This window comes from Simiduia curdlanivorans (assembly GCF_030409605.1).
Taxonomy (GTDB): domain Bacteria; phylum Pseudomonadota; class Gammaproteobacteria; order Pseudomonadales; family Cellvibrionaceae; genus Simiduia; species Simiduia curdlanivorans.
Genome location: NZ_JAUFQG010000004.1, coordinates 2,281,723 through 2,301,906, shown reverse-complemented (window position 1 = coordinate 2,301,906; position 20,184 = coordinate 2,281,723). Strand labels below are relative to the sequence as shown.

At 49.0% G+C, this 20,184-nt stretch carries 14 protein-coding genes; 8 read left to right on the top strand and 6 right to left on the bottom strand.

Annotated elements, in window-relative coordinates; translation table 11 throughout:
* The first annotated feature begins 164 nt into the window (after positions 1-164).
* From QWY82_RS10205 to QWY82_RS10190, 4 genes are all read left to right on the top strand, one after another.
* The gene (locus QWY82_RS10205) at positions 165-953 is read left to right on the top strand and encodes a bestrophin-like domain (RefSeq protein ID WP_290261903.1); all 789 of its coding nucleotides are present in this window, start codon (positions 165-167) and stop codon (positions 951-953) included.
* A gap of 68 nt (positions 954-1,021) precedes the next feature.
* Positions 1,022-1,747 (top strand): sterol desaturase family protein, encoded by a 726-nt coding sequence (locus QWY82_RS10200; RefSeq protein WP_290261901.1) that lies wholly within the window; start codon positions 1,022-1,024, stop codon positions 1,745-1,747.
* Positions 1,748-1,829: 82 nt separating this feature from the next.
* Entirely contained in the window at positions 1,830-2,264 is a 435-nt protein-coding gene (locus QWY82_RS10195) for a hypothetical protein (RefSeq protein WP_290261900.1), read from the top strand.
* Positions 2,265-2,351: 87 nt separating this feature from the next.
* Positions 2,352-2,675: a hypothetical protein gene (locus tag QWY82_RS10190; RefSeq protein WP_290261897.1), complete on the top strand. Its 324-nt coding sequence runs from the start codon at positions 2,352-2,354 to the stop codon at positions 2,673-2,675.
* Positions 2,676-2,812: 137 nt separating this feature from the next.
* Here the strand turns inward: QWY82_RS10190 and QWY82_RS10185 are convergent, their stop codons facing one another.
* Entirely contained in the window at positions 2,813-3,184 is a 372-nt protein-coding gene (locus QWY82_RS10185) for a hypothetical protein (protein ID WP_290261895.1), read from the bottom strand.
* A 621-nt stretch (positions 3,185-3,805) separates the two neighbouring features.
* Between QWY82_RS10185 and QWY82_RS10180 the strand changes: the two genes are divergently transcribed.
* From QWY82_RS10180 to QWY82_RS10170, 3 genes are all read left to right on the top strand, one after another.
* Positions 3,806-5,989 carry a hypothetical protein gene (locus tag QWY82_RS10180; protein ID WP_290261892.1) on the top strand — a complete coding sequence of 728 codons (2,184 nt, stop codon included), beginning with the start codon at positions 3,806-3,808 and terminating at the stop codon, positions 5,987-5,989.
* Between the two features lie 609 nt (positions 5,990-6,598).
* Complete coding sequence (locus QWY82_RS10175) at positions 6,599-7,282, top strand: hypothetical protein (protein WP_290261890.1); 684 nt, start codon at positions 6,599-6,601, stop codon at positions 7,280-7,282.
* Positions 7,283-7,547: 265 nt separating this feature from the next.
* Complete coding sequence (locus QWY82_RS10170; protein WP_290261888.1) at positions 7,548-8,027, top strand: hypothetical protein; 480 nt, start codon at positions 7,548-7,550, stop codon at positions 8,025-8,027.
* Between the two features lie 154 nt (positions 8,028-8,181).
* Here the strand turns inward: QWY82_RS10170 and QWY82_RS10165 are convergent, their stop codons facing one another.
* The 4 genes from QWY82_RS10165 to QWY82_RS10150 form a co-directional block, all read right to left on the bottom strand.
* A complete protein-coding gene (locus tag QWY82_RS10165; RefSeq protein WP_290261886.1) occupies positions 8,182-9,567 on the bottom strand; it encodes a spinster family MFS transporter in 1,386 nt (461 codons plus the stop codon).
* A 258-nt stretch (positions 9,568-9,825) separates the two neighbouring features.
* Positions 9,826-12,165 (bottom strand): S8 family serine peptidase, encoded by a 2,340-nt coding sequence (locus QWY82_RS10160; RefSeq protein ID WP_290261884.1) that lies wholly within the window; start codon positions 12,163-12,165, stop codon positions 9,826-9,828.
* Positions 12,166-13,085: 920 nt separating this feature from the next.
* Positions 13,086-14,261: a BaiN/RdsA family NAD(P)/FAD-dependent oxidoreductase gene (locus tag QWY82_RS10155; RefSeq protein ID WP_290263510.1), complete on the bottom strand. Its 1,176-nt coding sequence runs from the start codon at positions 14,259-14,261 to the stop codon at positions 13,086-13,088.
* Positions 14,262-14,351: 90 nt separating this feature from the next.
* Complete coding sequence (locus tag QWY82_RS10150) at positions 14,352-17,354, bottom strand: MFS transporter (RefSeq protein ID WP_290261882.1); 3,003 nt, start codon at positions 17,352-17,354, stop codon at positions 14,352-14,354.
* Positions 17,355-17,517: 163 nt separating this feature from the next.
* Here QWY82_RS10150 and QWY82_RS10145 point away from each other — a divergent pair, with 163 nt between their 5' ends.
* Positions 17,518-18,252, top strand: coding sequence for a helix-turn-helix domain-containing protein (locus QWY82_RS10145; RefSeq protein WP_290261879.1), 735 nt, complete (start codon positions 17,518-17,520; stop codon positions 18,250-18,252).
* Between the two features lie 59 nt (positions 18,253-18,311).
* Here the strand turns inward: QWY82_RS10145 and QWY82_RS10140 are convergent, their stop codons facing one another.
* A complete protein-coding gene (locus tag QWY82_RS10140; protein ID WP_290261877.1) occupies positions 18,312-20,180 on the bottom strand; it encodes a M20/M25/M40 family metallo-hydrolase in 1,869 nt (622 codons plus the stop codon).
* Positions 20,181-20,184: the final 4 nt, after the last annotated feature.

Sequence of the window (20,184 nt, the reverse complement as noted above, 5' to 3'; positions counted from 1 at the left end):
GGATATGGCAATATATCTGCCTAACACGTATCTTTCTCACCTTAGCTCGCGCCCCATCCAAGAGGTTCTTTGCGCTAGCTGCCAGCTGTGATCAAGGCAAAATAGTAGGTATTAGGTTGGCGCCGGAAATTAAGGCGCTGAATCAACATATAAAGGTGAAGTATATGCAGCTCCAAGAGCTTTTTGATTCGCTAGCTATTGAAGGTGTTTTAGCGGTTATCGCATTGGCGGCAGTCATTGCTTCAGAAGCCGGGTTTCGCCATGGTCGTTGGCTACAAGCCCGCTCTCCTGAGGAGAAGGAAGGGCCGACCAGCATGATTGTAGGATCACTGCTCGCGCTAATGGGCTTCCTATTGGCGATTGCGATGGGGATGGCGTCCGACCGCTTTGATACCCGCCGGGGCTTAGTGGTGGCTCAGGCTAACTCAGTGAGCACCACCTATCTTCGTGCCGGTTATTTGCCCGAACCTGCGTCAACCCAAGTTCGAGAAATGCTGCGCGACTATGCACCTCAGCTCATTATTAAAAATGATATGAGCGACATTAAAAGTAAACTCGCCCGAGCAGACGAACTGCATGCCGAGTTGTGGGCAGTGACCGAAAGCTTGGCGCGCGAACTCCCCAATTCCGATATGCTCGCACTCTTTATAGTGTCGCTAAACGAAACCATTGACCTTCACACAACGCGATTAATCGCCGGGCGCGATGCCCGCGTGCCCTCAACAGTGATCTTCTTCTTGCTAATGGGGTCGATGCTAACGCTGGGCATGGTCGGATACAACGCAGGGCTCACACGGCGCAGAAGCACGCTTACCAGCGCCATTTTAATTGTCGTACTGTCCGCTGTTATCACAATGGTGATTGACCTCGATCGCCCCCGCGATGGCTTCTTAGTTTTGAATCAACAGGCGCTGATCGATCTTCAGCAATTTGTTGGTGCAACTAACAAATAGTAGGTGCACCTATTAAAAAAGGGGCCAAACAAATCGCGGCTGGTCCAACTTAAGGCAAAGAAATTCATATGGCGCTCATTGACACGTTACTAAACTATTGGCTCGCAGCACCTTGGCCTATCGCGTTGGCGATAGCATTCATTGCCAATACCAGCGCCTATCTCCTGAGTGCTTACGCGATCGACCAGCTAAGTGCTGCGCTCACCGCTCGCGGTCTGATCGAGTGGCTAGACAATTGCGCGCTAAAGCCTAGGCAGAAACAGCAGGAAATGAAACACGGCATTGTCGCTTGCGCTATTTTCGCGACACTTAGCCTATTAACAAGGGAGGTTTACACTAGCGTTTGGCCGAATTCATTGACCGAACTCATTCTGCAAGTGATTACCTTCGTTATTTTCTACGAGACCTATTCCTACTTTATCCATCGGCTACTACACACCAAGCGGCTGATTAAAATCCATGCCGTGCATCACCGCTCAGTGCGCACCACACCTTGGAGCGCTTACAGTGTTCATCCTATTGAGGCTGCACTCATCGGCATCACAGCACCGCTATTTATGTATCTACTACCCATGAGTATTGGCGTAGCTTTCGTTCTACATTTTAGCGGCATGATGTTCACTATTTTTTTACACGGCAATATCTCATTACGAGGCGTCAACCGACCAATCAAATTAGTCAACAATGCCCCGCTTGATCATTCAAAACACCACCAACTAGGAAACAAAAATTTTGGCTTCGTAAATGCGCTCTGGGATAATCTTATGCAAACCAACTATCCACATAGAAAATAATGCACCCTGCAAAGACAAACTCGAATATTTATAGTTCGATAGGCTCTTTACCTAGAATTTCAGCTTAAGGACTATTACTCGAATGGAAGCCCAAGACTCTGTCACGCTGACACCAATAGATGGGAATCATTCAACATTACGTATAGAACGAGATTCGCATGAATGGGCTGTCCCAGGCTTAGTATTAGAGTATTGCCAAAAGCTAGAAGATGGACGTTTCTTACTATTGACCACTGACAACAGCCCCTATGAAGAAGCCTTGCATGTAATGCTCATTACTTCTGGAAAAAAGACTTACGAGCTAATAAACATCGGCCAACCCTATACACCGGCTATATTTAAACATGCGCTTCGCATTGACGAAGGCTGTATTGAGTTTTCATTTTCTGACGAAACACGCTTTCACGCTACTGTATTTGACTCGCCAAGGTGGAAAATTTCAACACTCTTATCGCCGTCATATATAAAGTATGTCTCGCCACTTTCGAAGAAATCCTTGTATGTTAGCCAGCTATAGAATGTGGGGTTTAATAAAGTGAAACCTCGATTTTTCCTAGCCCTATTCCTACTCCTATCCGCCTGCACTTCCAACACAAAGCAACGCATGGCCGTTTTTGACTACCTAGACTTTGGCCCGCAGGTTATTGCTAGTGAGGTAATCGGCAACGAATGGTGGCAATGGCAGCCCCATGGTGACTCACGGCCAAGGGCATACGACGTTAAGGTCGTGGTTTTCAAGCAGGTGTCAATAAAAGAGGTCATGCAAAAATACCCTGTCAATCAAGGTATGGAAAAGGATTACCGCTATATAGACTATGAACAAGCGTCGACGTATTTGGACGATCGAATCAATGAGAATGTAATAGAAGACGTTACGGCCAGACTTCAAGAAACCAAGCGAAAAATAATTGCCGCGTTAGGCGAATAGATAGCCGTGAATATGACAGCAGCTCTGTCCTACCGCTTAATCGCTCCGGCACTATCAGAGTGATAGGCGCCGGAGAACTATTCAACAACCATTGTAACGCTCTATTTCGCGAAGCTAAGCCTGCTTTATGGCGTGGGTTATGTCACCAATTGGCCGCGGTAAATGCGTTGTGTGCTTTTAGGTGTTGTTTCTGGCCGCGGCTCAGGCGCCGGGCTTAACATCACTTGCCCGCGGTAAACCCTCACAATGGGCTTGGCGACCAACTCCGGAATTTCAGCTGCGGTTGATATGGCTTGTTGTTCCGCTAAAAGCATACTCCTAGGCGCACCGGCTAAACTCAGCAGCTCTTTTATTAGCGCCTTTGCAATCGCGTCCTTCGAGTGTTGGGCATAGTCGGCTAGAATATGTAACACATCCGGATTGGCCATCTTAATATCGGGCTTCAACTCACTGGAAACCCTGCGTCTTACTTCATAAATTAGGTCAATCATAGGCTTGGTGTATTGCATGGCTATTTCCCAAAAGGCGTTACCTCTCACCCAGCAAAAAGCGAACCACTTTATAAAAGCCCAACAATTACGGCTATCGATTTCCTGAGCCTGCATTAATTGCGTGCAAGTCTTGATAACGTGACACCAAAAAGTGCCACCCGCCCTCAAACGCCTTCATGGATGACTCAACCCGCGCCTGTAAAGTTGCCAAATAGTCATGTACCGGCTTTTGACCGGCTGAAGCCATCCCCGCTGGTGGCTAAAAACCATCATCGGATTAAGTCACCCCTTAGGTAAAGTCTACCCTAGACTAACTCCCGCCTTAACATCCCTATTTGACGCCTACTTACATCTCAACATTACGATAAATACCTAATTTATCCTTAGCACTAAAAAATCCCCTTTTTTCAGCTGTGCCCCACTTTCTTTGTCATGTTAAGTTCGGTTAAGCTCGACACCGCTTCCCCCAACATCAGCGTCTTTAACCTAAGGCGACTCCATGCATCATGCGTAAAAAATTAGCCTTCAAGCTGGGCTAACCCTTGAACCTATGGCGATTGATGACATGAACCTAAAGGTCTTATAGATCGGTTAGTGGGGGAAATTAACAATAATTAAATTGCTTTATAAGAGGATGTTATGAAGTGCATTTTAAATCTGATTTTAGCTAGCCTAGTTTACTCGTTAGCTGCCTGCGGTGGCGGTGGTGGTGGTGGGGGCGGTTCAAGCGAAGCGTCAACATCAATTTCCCTCAGCACTAGCCAAGTTGCATTTACAACGGAAACCTATCAACGCGACAAGAAAGCCATTACTGCCAACTTCAAGGGAGACGGAGTAGTGGTAGGAACGCCGCCTGGCGTCGCATTGCCGAGCTGGCTGGCAGTGGAAGAAGTTAGCACCAGCGCCAGTACTGTGGTGTTCAATGTTATCGTTGAATACCCTTCTACCGTTGGCACCTATACAGCAACCTTGCGCTTTGTGACGGGCAAGTCTAATGGCGATGAAGTCACCTATAAAGACCTCGATGTGGCACTTACAGTTGTCGCACCCAGTTTTATCTCAACGGTTTCCGGCAATAGCCCCTTACCGCCTACACAGCAACTTTCCCTGGGCTCCGGTATAAATGGCGCTGACTACTCAGCTACAATTAACTACGGCCAACCCCCCGTTTCAAACTGGTTAGATCTTACCTTAAGTGGCACAACCTTCACTGTAGCTGCCAACACAACAGACTTAACGCCCGGTGACTACACGGCCATTTTGAACTTTAAGGCCAATGGAAAAGCAGAAACTGTCAGAACGGTCAACTACCATGTAGCTGCACCAACGCTCACTCACTCGCCGATATCCAGCCTCACTATCGGTTCGGGAAGCTCACAGTCTGAACTGATTACATCAACCCAAATCAGTTCCAACAGCAGTGCACTTTCTTGGGAGCTGACAGGCCAAAGCGGTTTACTAAGCGCGCAACTCGATTACAACGCAAACCGAATTGACATCAGCGTCGACCCATCGACGCTAGCAGAAAAAGCCAACGGTAATTATCAGGAATGGATCGAAGTAACCTACACTCACCCAGCACTCCCTGCCCCCACAACTACGCGTATCGACCTTGAAGTAGTACTCGCATTTACTGATTTAAAGTACGCCACACCTTTAGTGAGCTACCAAAATGAACCAACTAAGGTAGTTCTTTGGGGCGACAACCTTGACCAGCTGACCGAGCAGCAACTATCGACACTACTCGAGGGCTTGGGTAGCTATACGCGCGTTAACGCCAATGAAATTGAATTGCAGATAAACACAAACCTCTCGGCTGGCTCCTACCCGCTACAAGTTAATAACCTACTGGGCCTGAACAGAAGCGCGGCACAAATAATAGTAAGAGCAAAGCCTAACTTTCCGGTAGGCGAACTTACGCTGCAACGGAAAGCCAATCAAGTTATCTACGATGCACAACGAGAAAAATTTTACGTTTCTGAGGGGTACGGGAGTAACGCGATCTATAGCCTAAGTCATGATAACACTGGCTGGAGCTGGTCGGCCCTGCCGATTGAAAACCCGGCAAGTATGGCGCTAACGCGAGACGGCAGCCAATTAATCGTTGGCACCTATGAATGCTCCGTCTGGGAAATCGACTTAGGGCAGCTATTAATCACCCAACCCAATGGCCCAACAGATTGTTACTACGATTATTATGGTGCCATCAATCAGTTTTATAATGGCTTAACCGTCATTGCAGATACCAATCAATGGCCAAGCATGTACAGCTATCCAAGCTGGGGGGCAATTCCTTTTGATTTACCCAGCGAGCACTCACCCGAGGTTGTATTTAGCGAACAAGGAACACATATGATTTGGGCCGGTGGACCAACCATTTCGAGCGCCCAAACAGCCTACGTTTACAATGCAAGAACGAATGTTATGAACATTCTAAATACAGTAGGCGACCGCTATTATTTACAAAGTTTATTCAGTATTAGCGCTGACGGAAGTCGGATTGCGCATTTCAATGATATCTATGATGCTCAACTACATTATCTAGGCGCCCTTGGCGACCTAACCAGAAGCTCGACAGACAAGGTTGGTATTTCACCTGATGGAAACAATGCCGCTATTTTTGTTGAAGCAAGCAAATCGATTCGAATCTTTGATATTTCAAGCCCTGCAGGGATATTTATTGAATCATCGCCCAGCATTTCACTGGATGCTTCAATGACGCGAGTGCAAAATATTGTATTTTCGAGAGATAATGCATATCTATTTGTATTCGCTGATAGCTATGACACCAATATAAGTAAAATGTACGTTTACAAACTGTAACTAAAAAATCCTCCTATGTGTAAACCTATTAACGCATAGGAGGATTGACGCTCTAGCATAATGGTTGCAGTAACTAGTCAGGTCTGACCGATACTAGAGTGCACCTAATCAATAGGTATTTCTGATAACGCATGCGATCAGAACTATCAACACGCCCACCCACTTTTCACGCATTTTGATCGCCGTTCGGATAGAAATCTCACATTGTCACTTAAATCGCTACCTATTTTTCCCGCCAAGCTACAACACGTTTTTGTCAGACCAAAATATATCCAGTAAGCATAAATACTATGACGAATGAATGACATTTGCCGGTTTAACTCTAACACTCCGTTAAATTCCACATCTGGCGTGAAAAGCCACATTGGCACGTCGTTCATGCAAGCCAATATAGAAAAAATATTTTTCCCCGTGCTAGTATTCACAACGCAAAATAACCCATATGAAAGAGGAATATTCATATCATGCTAAACAAATGGATCACATCAATATTGTTTTTCAGCGTCGTTGCAACAGCAAATGCGGATAGCTACCAATACGAGTCTGTGTTTTTTAGCGGCTCAAGCCAAGTACCTTTTCCCGGGCTGGATTTACATCAAGTTAAGATGTTTGAGTATAGAAACGTCTAACAACCTCCATTCACCTGAATTAAAACTCGAATCGCTGCAATTAGATTTTGAGTTTGCGCCTTCCCTGCACGCGACGGGATTTCGGCAAGTAAATCCACAGCGGTATGTCGCGACGGTTAAAAACGTCTGGGTATTCCGGGAGCTATTCGTTGAAGTTGAAAGTAACAATGGATTTAACAGCCCAGAGGATGTTTCTGTGCGCGTTAGCTTGGTGGACATTACCTCAAACATGAGATTCGACGACTTCCCCACGGGACCAGAGATTTTCTCAGGTCAAGGCTTGGTGCATGATGTCAGCCCCCGCGTATTAGCTGATGAAATCAGTGTAGAGGTTGCCTCTAAACGCGTTACCTTACAGCTGATGGATCGCCTTGGCACAAACAAGCACACTCTTCCAACGCCCGGCAACGATCGTGGCTTCGAGATTAGAGCTAACTGGCTGGGCCATGGCGCAAAAACCTTTTATATTGAACCGGGAATTCCCGAGCCAGAGTACGCTCACTTTAGAGCCATAGGTTTTGTGGTAGAGACGGTTCAAGGGCCAGAAGGTGAGGACCACTTTATTCAAATTAAGTACCAGCCTATTTTTCCGGGTGCAGCTCCCCTTTTATCGGCGCCTATATTCTTGAATCAGAAGCTGGACGAAGTATACGGCCCCCTGTAGTCGCCAAATTGAGTTATCGCTAGACTGCTTGCTTAATCAGCTATAGCTGATTAAGCAAGCACATGCACCCTATCTTTTCCCGCAATCGCCAGGCCGACAGCTCGCCCCAACCCCTCACGCGACCACCAGAGCAGCACACATAAACCTAGGGAATCAGTAAACCAGCGTATATACTTTTCCGTCGACCCCAGTAACACGCGCCCTCAAGCACCTAAACGCTTACCTGTTTAGACACTTCTACGTATCAACGGATACCAACACGGTTATGGATACACGCATTATTGGTAATACCACTTATTGTTGCAGCGCCTGTGGTTATCAGCACGCGATAGATGCCAACACCTTTTCGTTTGAAATGGGGAGCCCAGCTAGAAATGACCCTGAGAGCGAAGGACGTTATGAGGCTCTACACCTGAATAATTGTATTGGCTGCAGTGAAACTATCTCTATCGCCTTCGAGGTGTGGGAGTATCCCGCAGGCGCAACCAATTATTGCTATCACTCCGAGCTTGGCGCCAACAAAATTCAGTGCGAATTCGCCATCGAGTACTACCACGCCGACGGGGAAGAAAGCGCAGAGCGAGAAAGTACATCGTCCTACAGCGAAGACGATAAGGATGGAGACCAGGACGATTACGAGGGGCCAGAGGATTATGAAGGGTCTATTAATGATTACGATGAAGACGGCAAGCAGGGCCGCCTCCACCATGGCGGGTTGGATGACTTTGAGGTATCAGACGACTGACAGGCTGCTAAGTATAAACCTAGGTCGCTTAGCAAAAATCTAAAATAATGACACGCTATTTGCTCGAGCCCTATTTACCCCACTGGTTACTCACGAGTAGTTGAGCGCTGTAGTTGAGCGCTGTAGTTCAACGACATTGGCTGTAATAGTTAATCTATTTATATTTGATGCTCGCCATACGCGCCAGCTCCTCAGGGTAAGACCGACTCGCCAAATAAAAACACAAAGCGGCCAACAAACCACTCACAATAACAGCCGAGACCATGGCGTAGCGCAGCCCCTCTAATCCCATAGTATTGCCCAGCCAATCGCTTAGCATACCGATAATGACAGGCCCTAAGCCCAAGCCAATAATATTGATCACCAAAAACAGCAAGGCGGAACCCATGGCGCGCATGCGATTATCCGCCAGATTATGGGTAACGGCGATCACCGGGCCCATGTAGCCGGTCATGATACTGCCGGGAATAATATAAATAAGCATGGCATTGAGCTTGGTATCCATAAGCAGAGTCATCGACAACAAGGGCACGCAAAGTAATAAAATGCCCATGGGAATCCATAGCGACCAACGCACATTTTTTTGACTAAGTCGATCGGCTAAAAAGCCGCCGGCAAAGGTGCCTAAGGCGCCGCCAACACCGGCAATTAACGCCAGCCAAGTGCCTATTTCACCCGTGCCCATCCCGTGGCTGCGGACGAGAAAAGACGGCATCCAGTTGGCCAAACCATAACCGACAAAGCTGCTTAAACCCGCGCCTAAGGCCAACCACTTGACCGTGCGCGAGCGCCAAAAATGTTGGATAACCTGGGTGATGGGTATAGCCTCGGTGCTAGGCGTTGTACGGCTAACACTTGCATCAGCAGCCTCACCAGTCGCTTCCGTTTCAGCGCGATAATCAAGGTCGGCAGCAGTCATGTTGTTGATGTCCGCAGCGCCGCGCGCTGGCTCTGCCACTGTGTATTTTAGCAACAGGGCAACCACTAAACCGGGCGCGGCTACTGCCCATAAAGCCACCCGCCAACCGTAGAGCTCGTTCAGCCAACCGCCCATTAATAGGCCAACTAAAATGCCCACGTTAATGCCGAGGGAATAGGTTGCCATGGCCGTGGCGCGAAATTTTTGCGGGAAAATATCGGAAATCATGGAGTGAGCTGGCGGGCTGCAGCCCGCCTCGCCTACGCCCACGCCGATTCGGGCGGCGAGCAACTGCACATAATTTTGAGCCACACCACACAGCGCGGTCATTAAACTCCATAGAGCAATGGCCCAAGCGATGATATTGCGCCGCTTGCCACTATCGGCCCAGCGCGCAATGGGAATGCCAAAGCCAACATAAAAAATCGCAAACACAAAGCCGTTCAACACACCTAACTGTGTGTCAGATAAGCCAAACTCCAGTTTGATAGGTTCTTGCAGAATCGAAATAATTTGCCGGTCGACGAAGTTAAACACATAGGCCAAGGTGAGCAGCGCTAAAACATACAGGCGATAATTGGGTTTCTGATAGGGCGAGTGATCGGCTGATGCACTGAACATGAATAGAAGCGTCCTTGAACCGTGAATTAATTATTATTGGCGCAATCCAAAAGCTGGCATAAATAAACAGCAGCGTTTGATGGCAACCTTTATATACCACAATCTACGCCGGCGTGTCTGAATTAAATAACCGCGCGCGGAGCCTAGCCTCGATAAAATCAGGCCGCCCCATACAAAAAAAGAGGAGCAAATGCTCCTCTTTTTTAACCTAGAAACATGAGTGGATTAGATCCACTCAGTTTTCAATCTTACACTTTCTTATTTCCACTCGACATTGAGCGACACACCGCTGTAAGCGCTGTAGCCGTAGATGCTGATATACCAAGTGGCCGCAGCTGGGCTGCTGATACTACAGGACTCGGTATTGCCACTCTTATAGGGGCGGCAATCGTAAGCACTTGACGTGGGTTGCGAACCCTTGCGCACATAGAGATCCGCATCGCCCGTGCCACCGGCCATATCAACCGTTAAGCTGGACATACCGGCAGGAACCTCAACGCTGTAATGCGCCCAAGCTCTGCGTGCACCAGAAAGGTTGGTTTCAGATGCGCTACCGGCACCGCCACCACCCGTGGAGGGTTCAGTGTAGGAACCGGTCAAGCTAACACCTGAGAAGGTAGCATAGGCACTCAACATCACGTGGTAAGTTCCCGCCTGCACATTATTTATGGTACAGGTTTCAGCATTGCCATTTTTGTACGGACGGCAATCATAGGTAGAGCTCGTGGGGGCTGCACCAAAGCGCACATACATATCGGCATCACCACTACCGCCGGCAGACACAAAGCTTAAGTTGGTGGCGCCAGCTGGCACGTCCAAGGTAAACATGAGATTGCCACCTTTGCTCGCAGCCAAACTCGTTTTCGCCACACCGTTGACCAGTGCATTGCCTACAGGATCGGTGCCACCACCGGTATCACCCGCACAACCATGAGTGGTCAGGTAATCGCTCGCCAGTTTTGCCTTCACAATACCATTGCCGAAGTACACATCGTGCCCGGCAGTGCCCGCATCGGCAGCCGAGGCTTTCAAGGCATTTCGGATATTCGTTCCGGTACAGCTGGGATGGTTAGACCAAACCAAGGCTGCCACACCGGCAACCGCTGGCGTTGCCATAGAGGTGCCGCTCATGTAGCCATAATCACCCGGCGCAACCGCAACCGTGGCGGTGCTGGAATTAACTAACGCGGTTTTGTCTTCCAGTGCCGCACCCACCGCTGGAATAGTGGTGGTGTTAGTGTCACCCAAGGTGCCAGACAACACACCCGCCACATTGTTAATGAGAATGGCGCCAATGCCGCCACTGTTTTGGCAGTTTTTAACTTTATCGTGGAAAGAGATATTGCCGCGATCAATCACACACACCTTGCCATTAGCGCTAGCATTGGTGCTCTCAGCCGTGCCCATATAAAAAGTCGTGCCGCTAACAGAGCCGGTATTTTCGAATGCCGAGGCTGGATAAGCCGCATTATTCACCGTCAAGCTCGGCAGTGTCGCACCACCGGCGGGGTAAGTAGATAAGGTATTCACACCACCGGCGGTAACTTCTACACAGTTAGTCTTAGCCGTACTACAGGCGGGGAACTGGGAGAAATCGGCAATGGCATTATCGGCATCGTTTGCGCCAACCATCATGACTGAATCATAACCGGCAGGGTAAGAGCGAACGTTATTGCCATCGTTACCTGCGGCCGCTAACACGAGGCCACCATTTTCGGTGAACTGCTTAAACGCGTTTTCTTCCGTGGTGTTCGCCGCACCGCCACCCAAACTCATGGTAATAATATTTGCACCGGCATCGGCACAATGAGACGCCGCTTCGGCTAAATCAGACGAATAAGCCCAACCGTCGTCGTTAAACACTTTAATAATGTGCAATGGCACACCTGGGGCCATACCAACAACGCCGAAGCCATTATTTTTTGCCGCAATCGTACCTGCTACGTGGGTGCCGTGCGGGCCGCCATCGGCGAACCAATCGCCGGTGCCTGAATCGCTCGTACCGGTGATGGAATTCCACTCGAAGTCATTGTTCAAACCGCCGGTCTCGCCAGTAGAGCCGGCAATACCCGAGTCAATCACACAGACTTTCTGGCCAGACTGCAACGCCAGTTGATTGGCCTGTGATTGGTAAACCGCATAGGGGGTTAACTGGGTTTGGGTTGGGTTGCCAACGTCGTCGTTGTACAGACTTAACATCTTACGCGGCACGTCTTCCTCAACATACTCAACCTCAGCATCCAAACGCAATTCAGCCGCTGCCCGCGCGCTCATTTCGGCGGCGAATGCGTGATGGTTCTTCATTTCAAGTTTTATTTTACCGCCGCGCCTTTGCAAACCGTCTCGCGCTCTGCCCATCGATTGATCTTTAAAGGCTTTGCGACCAAAGCTTTTGATCACCGTGTTTTCGGCGGATTTTTTGTACTTAACAATATAGCGCTTCGGCGTTTGATCGCTAACCTGTGTCAAGCTGCTCACACTGGAGCCTTGTACAGAAAGGCTTTGCACATCGCCTTGGGCGCTGGCGTTAGCCGATAATGCGAGACCCAAAATACTCGCGGTTACGGCAGATGCTAATGTTTTTACGGGAAATGTCATTGGTAATACAGTCCTTTATAAATAATTTTTATAGTTATGTAGCAAATAAAGAAAAGCAAAGACGATGCCAGATCAATCCTTTGGAGCGAAAGAAGAAAAGCGAAAAATCATGCCTTAGATAAAGCGTCTTTCTGGTGAATGTTTTGTCAGCTTGTGCTGATCATTATTCTTAATGTCCCTATCCAAATCGAAACCGAAGATTTGGTTTACAGCGTCCAATTGCCCGTCGAATATAAATAGAATACGAGTAACTGAATAGATAAAAATTTAAATAGGACATCTTTGTCACATTTTTGCGAAGTAATTACGCACTCCTTGCGTTAAAAAAGGAATGGCGCGTATTAACAAAAAAAGTGGATAAAGAGTCAGACTTGCCAGTCAATTTTTTACGGTCTTTCCTACTACAACTTTCGCATTAGTTTTTTCTAAAACACTGGTCACTACATTTTTTTCAATGACACCTTCTATGTCCAACAAGCCCCACTTAGCTGTCGCACTGTTAAATGGCGCGGCAATAATTGCGCACCAATAAAAGGCTTATTTTATAGGGTTAATCCTAGTTAAGGTAAAAAGCAGAACAATAACTCGGTTACATCCGATTAATCTTATCCGGCAAAAACATCCACTTTTCTGCTAGACAGAATGACTATTACTCGGCATAAAAAAGTTATACCTACTATGCGCTGATTACGGCAAAGAAGATCATTACCAACATGGCACTAATGTACATGAAAAACAGTTTCTTTTACGTCAATGGCAAAGGATTGAGCGAACATTCGCCAAGCAATAGAAATAGAGACGAAGAAAGGAAGACACGAAGGCAAACACGGAAAAGGGAATCACCCGTCTATTGAATTGATGCCCTCATTAAAACAACTTTATAACTGTGCGACACCCCAACCACATCTTAACAGCGCAAGCTACACATACTGGCCCGCGCAATAACCACTGGCCCAAGCCCATTGAAAGTTAAAGCCGCCCAACCAACCGGTAACATCGAGCACCTCACCCACAAAGTAAAGACCGGGTGTTGTTTTCGCTTCGAAGGTTTTCGATGAGATGCCGTCGGTATCCACACCACCCATGGTGACCTCTGCGGTTCGATAACCTTCCGTGCCCGAGGGCGTTATGCGCCACTGGTGGAACTTAAGCGCAACCGCGTTTATCTCGGCATCACTGTATTGATTAACCGCGCGCCCAGCTTCAGTTTCTGTCAACCAAGATTCCACAAAGCGCTTAGGCAATATGGTTGCCAGCAAATTTTTCAACTCACTTTTGCTGCCCTGGCTGCGCCAAGCTTTTATCTGCTCGGCTAGATCGCCGCTTGGGTAAAAATCGATCAACAGCGTGTCGCTCGGGCGCCAATAATTTGAAATTTGTAACATAGCCGGGCCACTCAAGCCCCGATGGGTAAACAATAACGGATCATTAAACGTTTGCTTATTGCAAGTAACTCGCACATTGAGCGATAAACCAGACAGCGCATTCACAATGGGCTGCCATTTATCGGTAATGGTAAAGGGCACGAGCGAAGCCCATACAGGCGTGCAAGCCAAACCAAACTGTTGCGCGATTTGATAACCAAAGCCGCTGGCGCCCATCGTCGGGATGGACAGACCGCCGGTTGCCACCACGAGCGAAGTGCAGCTGTATTGGCCTAAGTTGGTATGCAAATAAAATGTATCGGCAATTTTTTCAATTTTTTCAATCGAACACTGGCTGGTAATACTCGCGCCGGCATATTCGCATTCGGTTAACAATAGGTTAAGAATGTCGCTGGCTTTATTGTCGCAAAAAAGCTGGCCCTTGGTTTTTTCGTGGTAGGCAACGCCGTGACGCTCTACCAGCTCAATAAAATCGGACGACTTATACCGGCTTAATGCAGACTTACAAAAATGGCCATTGGCCGACAGGTATTGGTTAGGCTCGATGGTGTAGTTGGTAAAATTACAGCGCCCACCGCCAGACATGAGAATTTTCTTTCCCACTTTACTAGCGTGATCCAGCACCGCTACCTGCCGGCCACGATAACCCGCCGTCGCCGCGCACATTAAACCCGCAGCACCCGCGCCAATGACAATACAATCCACATGCATAGCTTTATTCACACACACTCAAAAGCGGCATTATCGCACAGCTGGCGCAACAACCGCTTTAATAACCGCAATTGCGCCACCCCATGCAGTTCAATCACCGGCAGGCACCACGAAACCTTCATCGGTTAGCTCGCCTTTTTTATCGAGGGGCAACCAAGTTTTATCGGCACAGGCATGACCGAGCGGTTCCGGCTCCGACACAAGCGCAGCTAGGCCGAGGCCCAAGACCAATTCGCCAGGTTGATTAAAACTGCCCACGGGTAAGCCCTGGTGATCCCGCACTAACACACTTAAACCCGGCAGCGGCATCCCCGCCGAACGTTTATCGCAGCCGCGTTGAATGCGCCAATAGGTGGTGTCGAGTGCATCGGGCACATTCAAACTCACCACCGGCACCCAGGGTGAACCACCTAAGCCTAAATAAACCGGTTGATTAAAGCGCTGTTCAAACACCGTTGCATGACGCACTGCGGCGGATGAAAACTCACTGATTACCATGCGCAGGGCTGAAAACATAATGGGTTCTATTTCCTCCTGCTCGGGTAATTGCGCTAATAAGCTCGGCGACAAACACATGAGCGTCACGCGACTGCGCGCCACTTTTTTCGCCACCGTTAACAACGACTCGTCGTCGAATTGATGCACAACCGGCAAGCCTTCAAACAAGGGCATGATTAATGAAAACATCAGTTCAAAGGGATTTTTGCCGTCGATAAAACCACCCACCACATCATCGGCGCGGGTATTAATCACATCGCTAATTTGCTTGCTATTAAGCTGCAGCTGACGGTGATCGATCGCCTGCCCCGATGCTGTGCGCAAGGCGGCTGTGTGCAAGGCTTGTGGACTGCCAAACCAGTGTGCCAAAAGCCGTGCGGGCAGCAGGGTTAAGATGAAATTTGCCGCGAGCCCGGCGTGCGGTTTTGCCAACGCGATTTCATCGGCATCCGCGCCTGTTGGTTCACTAATAATTCTAGGGCCGCTGGCGCTGGCGAGATCCACCGTCACACCGGCGATCCACGCCGCCATGTGTGCAACAAAGAAATCGCGCCCCGCCGCTGTTTCGATAACCACAGACTTACCGGTGAGCCGCTTGCCCTTCAAGTTTTTTGCCAAGATCAAAGCATCAACTAACAGCTGCCGATAACTGATAGTCTCACCGCGCGCGCCGAGTAGAGCAGCCTGCCCGCCCTGGCGCTGCGCGCTTTGAATCAAATTAATCGCGGTGGATTGAAAGCCTTGGCTATGTTCCTGCCACGCATGGGCGGCTAATTCGAAGACCTTTTGTTTTAACGCTTTTGCCTCTGTGCTGATAGCTAAAGGCGCACCGAAGGCTACAATCAATTCGCGTCGACGCCCCTCAGGTGCGCGGCTTTCGCGCAGGCGCTCACTGGAGCGAGAAAATTGACTGCCCCACAAACCGTGCAAATAGAAAGGCACTATCACACCATTATCTAAGCCCTGAGTGGCGCGTTGATAACCGCTGTGAAATTTCCCCAGCTGGCCGTTGCGGCTGATTGCCCCCTCGGGAAATAAACACACCACCTCGCCCGCTTGCAAGTGTTTATTCACCTCTTGCAAAGCATCGTCGCTATGGCCTTTAGCGATGGGGATAACGCCAAATAATTTTACAAAAGGTTTAATCAGCGGCTGGTGATAAATTTCGCGCTGCATAACAAACCGCACCGGTCTTGGACAGGCTATCTGAACCAAGGCCCAGTCGATCCAGCTGATGTGGTTGCCGAGTAATAACACCGGCCCCTGGGCCGGTAAATTATTAAAGTCGACCACGTTGATGCTGTACCGGCCTTTAAACAGGAAGCTCACCACTAAACGCACGAAGGCATGGGGCAGTTTAAACAGCGTATAACCCGCGCCCACGAGTGCGACAAAACCCATCGCGCCCAAAAGCCACGCCGCGCTCAAGTTTAAGGTTGCCACCCAAACGGTAATGCCGAGGAAAGACAACATGGTGATATTTTGCACCCAGTTGTTTCCGGCCAAGACGGTACCGAGCTGTTTGGGCAGCGCGTGAAATTGTATCAAGGCGTTAAGCGGTACGATAAACAAACCACCCATTGTGCCGATAAGCAAAAAACACAGTGCCAACGCCACAGAAGAATCTAGCCCGGGCAGAACAAACAGCGCCAAGGTTAACCCCAGAGCGCCAATGGGAATTAAACCAATCTCAATGTAATTGCGCGACAAACGCCCCGCTAAAACAGACCCCAACACAATGCCTAAACCGGTGCAGGCCAAAATACCTTGGATAACCAGCGTGTTAGTTTCACCCAAAGACGCTTTGGCGAAAGCCGGGAAAGCCGCCAACACAACTTGTGCAATCGCCCAAAAGGTCGACAGCCCAACAATGGATAACCAAATAGCAGGCCGCCTTTGCAGTATTGCCAAATTGCGACGTAGATAACCTAAGCGCGCATATTGCGCCAATTCAAAGCGCTTGTCTGGCCGCCCCTCTGACTTTTGCGTTAGGCGATAAGTCAACGCCACTTCGCAACAGGCAAGGCCAACCAAGAGCCAGCCCAAGGGTGCAATCTTGCCGACTATGTGGTTGCTACTGCTCAGCTCTGCCCCTATCAGCATCCATTCGAATAAGGCCGAAAACACAAAAGTGCCGAGCAGGATGCCCAAAATGCTCACAGCGTTAACCACACCATTAGCGCGCGCCAAAGGTTCGTTACCCACCAATTCTTTGATATAGCCGTATTTTGCCGGGCTGTAGATAGCGCTTTGAATAGCCAATAACAAGGTCAAAGCAAACGCGGCCCAAAACCAACCCTGGTAGTAACAGAAGGTGATCAACAGCGTTGCAACCACCACGGCCCAAGCGCTAACGCGCATCACCTGATGCTTGGGAAACTTGTCGGAAAGAAAACCAGCCGGAGAAAACAACAAGATAAAAGGCAGCAAAATAAGGGCGTTGACTAAGGCCGTGAGCACCACCTGCTCATTGCCGTCGTACACCTTAAAGACCGTATTCTGGATCACGATTTTATGGCCCAAATCCACAAACGCGTTCAGAAAAACCACGCTGATATAGGGTAAAAATCCTTTAAAGTCGGTCAGCTTCCGCATAATTCACTCCTGATAACGGCTCTAGCGCCGGCGGCTTTGAAGTTGGCTAAATTGCCAGATGGCCACCCGATTTGCTACCAATATCTAAAAAGTTGTGCATTATTAACCCCAAAGTATCAATATATGCACCCTGTCATCTCAAAAGTCTCGAAAAGGAGAAACTATGGCTCAGGTTGCTGCCATCATCGACACATTAAAAAGCTGCCTAAAAGCCCACGGCTTACGCTATGTGGAAGTAGCCCAGGCGCTCAACCTGTCTGAGGCGAGCGTCAAGCGGCTATTCAGAATGCGCAGCTTTGACTTAGAGCAATTACAGGCTATTTGCCAGCTCATGGGAATGGAGATATCGGATTTAATTCAAACCATGCAGCAACACAACCCTGGCTTAGTTCAGCTCAGCCTTGCGCAGGAAGAGGAGATCGCCAAAGATCCGGCGACATTACTGATTGCCGTATGCGTTTTGAATCGCTGGACTGCGGAAGAGATGGTGAGCTTTTACCGTTTTAAAATGACTGACATTATTCGCAAGCTGGCACTCTTAGATAAACTTAACATTATTGAATTGTTGCCTAACAATCATATCAAGTTAAAAGTTGCGGCAAACTTTCACTGGCAACCGAACGGACCGATTGCCAAATTTTTCAAGCACACAATTGAGCGAGAGTTGTTTAACGCAGATTTTGAACAGCCAGCCAATCACCTTGCCATTTTAAATGGCATGCTCTCGCCGCAGTCGACACAAGCCTTTCAACTTAAACTAAATAAACTAGCGCAAGAATTCGATCAACTAAACAACGCCGATGCAGCCCTAGACGTCAGTAAAAGAGACGGGGTTACGTTGGTGTTAGCCATGCGCGATTGGCATTACACCAGCTTCCAAAGATTTATTCGGACGTAAAAAAGCCGCGCTACAGGCGCGGCTAGGACTTTGCGAACCATCAAAAGAATCAGTTCACATTATGGTGTGCCAATAATATTTAACGTGACTCCCGAAGCCGCCGAGTAACCGCGCACATCGATATACCAGGTGCCAGCCGCCGGCGCATTGAAACTGCAGGTTTCGCTATTACCGTTTTTATAGGGCCGGCAATCATAGGCCGAGGTGGTTGAGGCCGCGTTGTGACGCACATATAAATCCGCGTCGCCCGTCCCGCCACTCATATTAACTTGCAAGCTGGTATAGCCCGCGGCCAAGGTTTGCGTGTAGCGCGCCCACTGACTTTTTGCCACGCTAATATTCGAGATAGTTTCATTAATGGGCGGGTTAGTTTGGCCGCCGCCTTCGGTATAGCTGCCCACCAAGCTGACATTGGCAAAGCTGCTATAGGCTTTTAACCGCACGTAATAGGTGCCACCACTGGCGCTACCGGCACAGGTTTCACTGTTGCCGTTTTTGTAGGGCCGGCAATCGTAAACGCTATCGGTAGGCGCCGAGCCAAACTTAACGTACATATCCGCATCGCCACTGCCACCACTCATAACAAACTGAATATTGGTGGCACCGGCTGGCACCTGCAGGGTGTAAACAAGATCGCTACCTGTTGCTGCGGCAAGCCCCGTCTTAGCCTGACCGTTGACTAACACATTATCCACGGGTGGTGGCGGAGGCGTATCGCCGGTGCCGCCTTTAGCCAACTCCGCGATAAAAGTTGCGGACAATTTAGCGAAATTCAGCGAGTGCTGAGCGTCGAAGGTATTGTCGTAGGCGGTGTGAATATTCGGGTTATGGTCCGACATATTCGATTCAAACGGCATAGACGCCGCATAACCTTGGGCATTCCACGAGGCGTGATCAGAGCAACCATAACCACATTGATCATAGCCATAGCTCACCCCTTGCAGGTAGGTGTCGATCAACTGCGCCATAAATTGATTCTGCGCCGTGTTGGTGTAGTCGGTCATGAACACAATATCTCTATTGCTGGTGCCCTTGTAGCCGCTCATATCAAACTGCGCAACACCAATCACGTTGGTGCCCGCCGCTTTGTGCGCTTCGGCTATCGCTTTAGAACCGCGCAAGCCAACTTCTTCTGCCGCATAGGCCATAATTTTTACTGTGCGGGCCGGTTTAAAATCGGCCGCAACCATCGCGCGTAGTGTCTCGGTGATAACAGCGATGCCGGAGGCATTATCATCGGAACCTGGTGCTCGACCGCTGCTCGGATTGCTTTGATTGATTGAATCTAGGTGGCCGCCAATAACCACAACTTCATTGGGATAAGTGGTACCGGTAATGGTGGCAATCACGGACGGTTGCGCCCAAGTATGACCGTAAAGAGCAACCTGAATATCGCTGCGGCCACTGGCAATAGATTGCCACTGCCCCAGCGTCCAGTTAGCCGCATTGACACCGGTTTGCTGGGTGTAATAGCGGTTGTTGTAAGCACTCAAGGTATTAACCGTTGCGTTCAATTGGCTCGCGCTCATTTCACCGAGCAGTGCGCTTACACCCGCCGGGTTATCGATGGAGTAACTCACCAGTGAATTTGTCTGCTGCGCTTGAGATAAAGACGCATACTGCTGTGCGTCGGCAAAACTCTCATGAAACATAAAACCGCCGCAGCGATTAAACTCGTCGTGCATAAAACTACTCAACGACTCAACCTGCGTCGCCGGCAGACTGCCGATGGTAATAGCCGGCGCACTCACATTGGCGCTCGTGCTTAACAACGGCTGAAAATCTACCCCGGTAATTGTCTGACGCGTTAATAGTTGGCTGGCGTCCGAGCCAATGGTAATCCAGGCTCGATCCTGCGATGTGGGTTCGGCAGCATTAGCCCATGCACTTAGCGTGCAACACAGCAATGTTGTAAAAATAACTTTCATAAAT

Bases quoted from the DNA above. Each gene is read 5' to 3' on its own strand.
- QWY82_RS10205 (WP_290261903.1), top strand. From the start codon at position 165: ATGCAGCTCCAAGAGCTTTTTGATTCGCTAGCTATTGAAGGTGTTTTA.
- QWY82_RS10200 (WP_290261901.1), top strand. From the start codon at position 1,022: ATGGCGCTCATTGACACGTTACTAAACTATTGGCTCGCAGCACCTTGG.
- QWY82_RS10195 (WP_290261900.1), top strand. From the start codon at position 1,830: ATGGAAGCCCAAGACTCTGTCACGCTGACACCAATAGATGGGAATCAT.
- QWY82_RS10190 (WP_290261897.1), top strand. From the start codon at position 2,352: ATGGCCGTTTTTGACTACCTAGACTTTGGCCCGCAGGTTATTGCTAGT.
- QWY82_RS10185 (WP_290261895.1), bottom strand. From the start codon at position 3,184: ATGCAATACACCAAGCCTATGATTGACCTAATTTATGAAGTAAGACGC.
- QWY82_RS10180 (WP_290261892.1), top strand. From the start codon at position 3,806: ATGAAGTGCATTTTAAATCTGATTTTAGCTAGCCTAGTTTACTCGTTA.
- QWY82_RS10170 (WP_290261888.1), top strand. From the start codon at position 7,548: ATGGATACACGCATTATTGGTAATACCACTTATTGTTGCAGCGCCTGT.
- QWY82_RS10165 (WP_290261886.1), bottom strand. From the start codon at position 9,567: ATGTTCAGTGCATCAGCCGATCACTCGCCCTATCAGAAACCCAATTAT.
- QWY82_RS10160 (WP_290261884.1), bottom strand. From the start codon at position 12,165: ATGACATTTCCCGTAAAAACATTAGCATCTGCCGTAACCGCGAGTATT.
- QWY82_RS10155 (WP_290263510.1), bottom strand. From the start codon at position 14,261: ATGCATGTGGATTGTATTGTCATTGGCGCGGGTGCTGCGGGTTTAATG.
- QWY82_RS10150 (WP_290261882.1), bottom strand. From the start codon at position 17,354: ATGCGGAAGCTGACCGACTTTAAAGGATTTTTACCCTATATCAGCGTG.
- QWY82_RS10145 (WP_290261879.1), top strand. From the start codon at position 17,518: ATGGCTCAGGTTGCTGCCATCATCGACACATTAAAAAGCTGCCTAAAA.
- QWY82_RS10140 (WP_290261877.1), bottom strand. From the start codon at position 20,180: ATGAAAGTTATTTTTACAACATTGCTGTGTTGCACGCTAAGTGCATGG.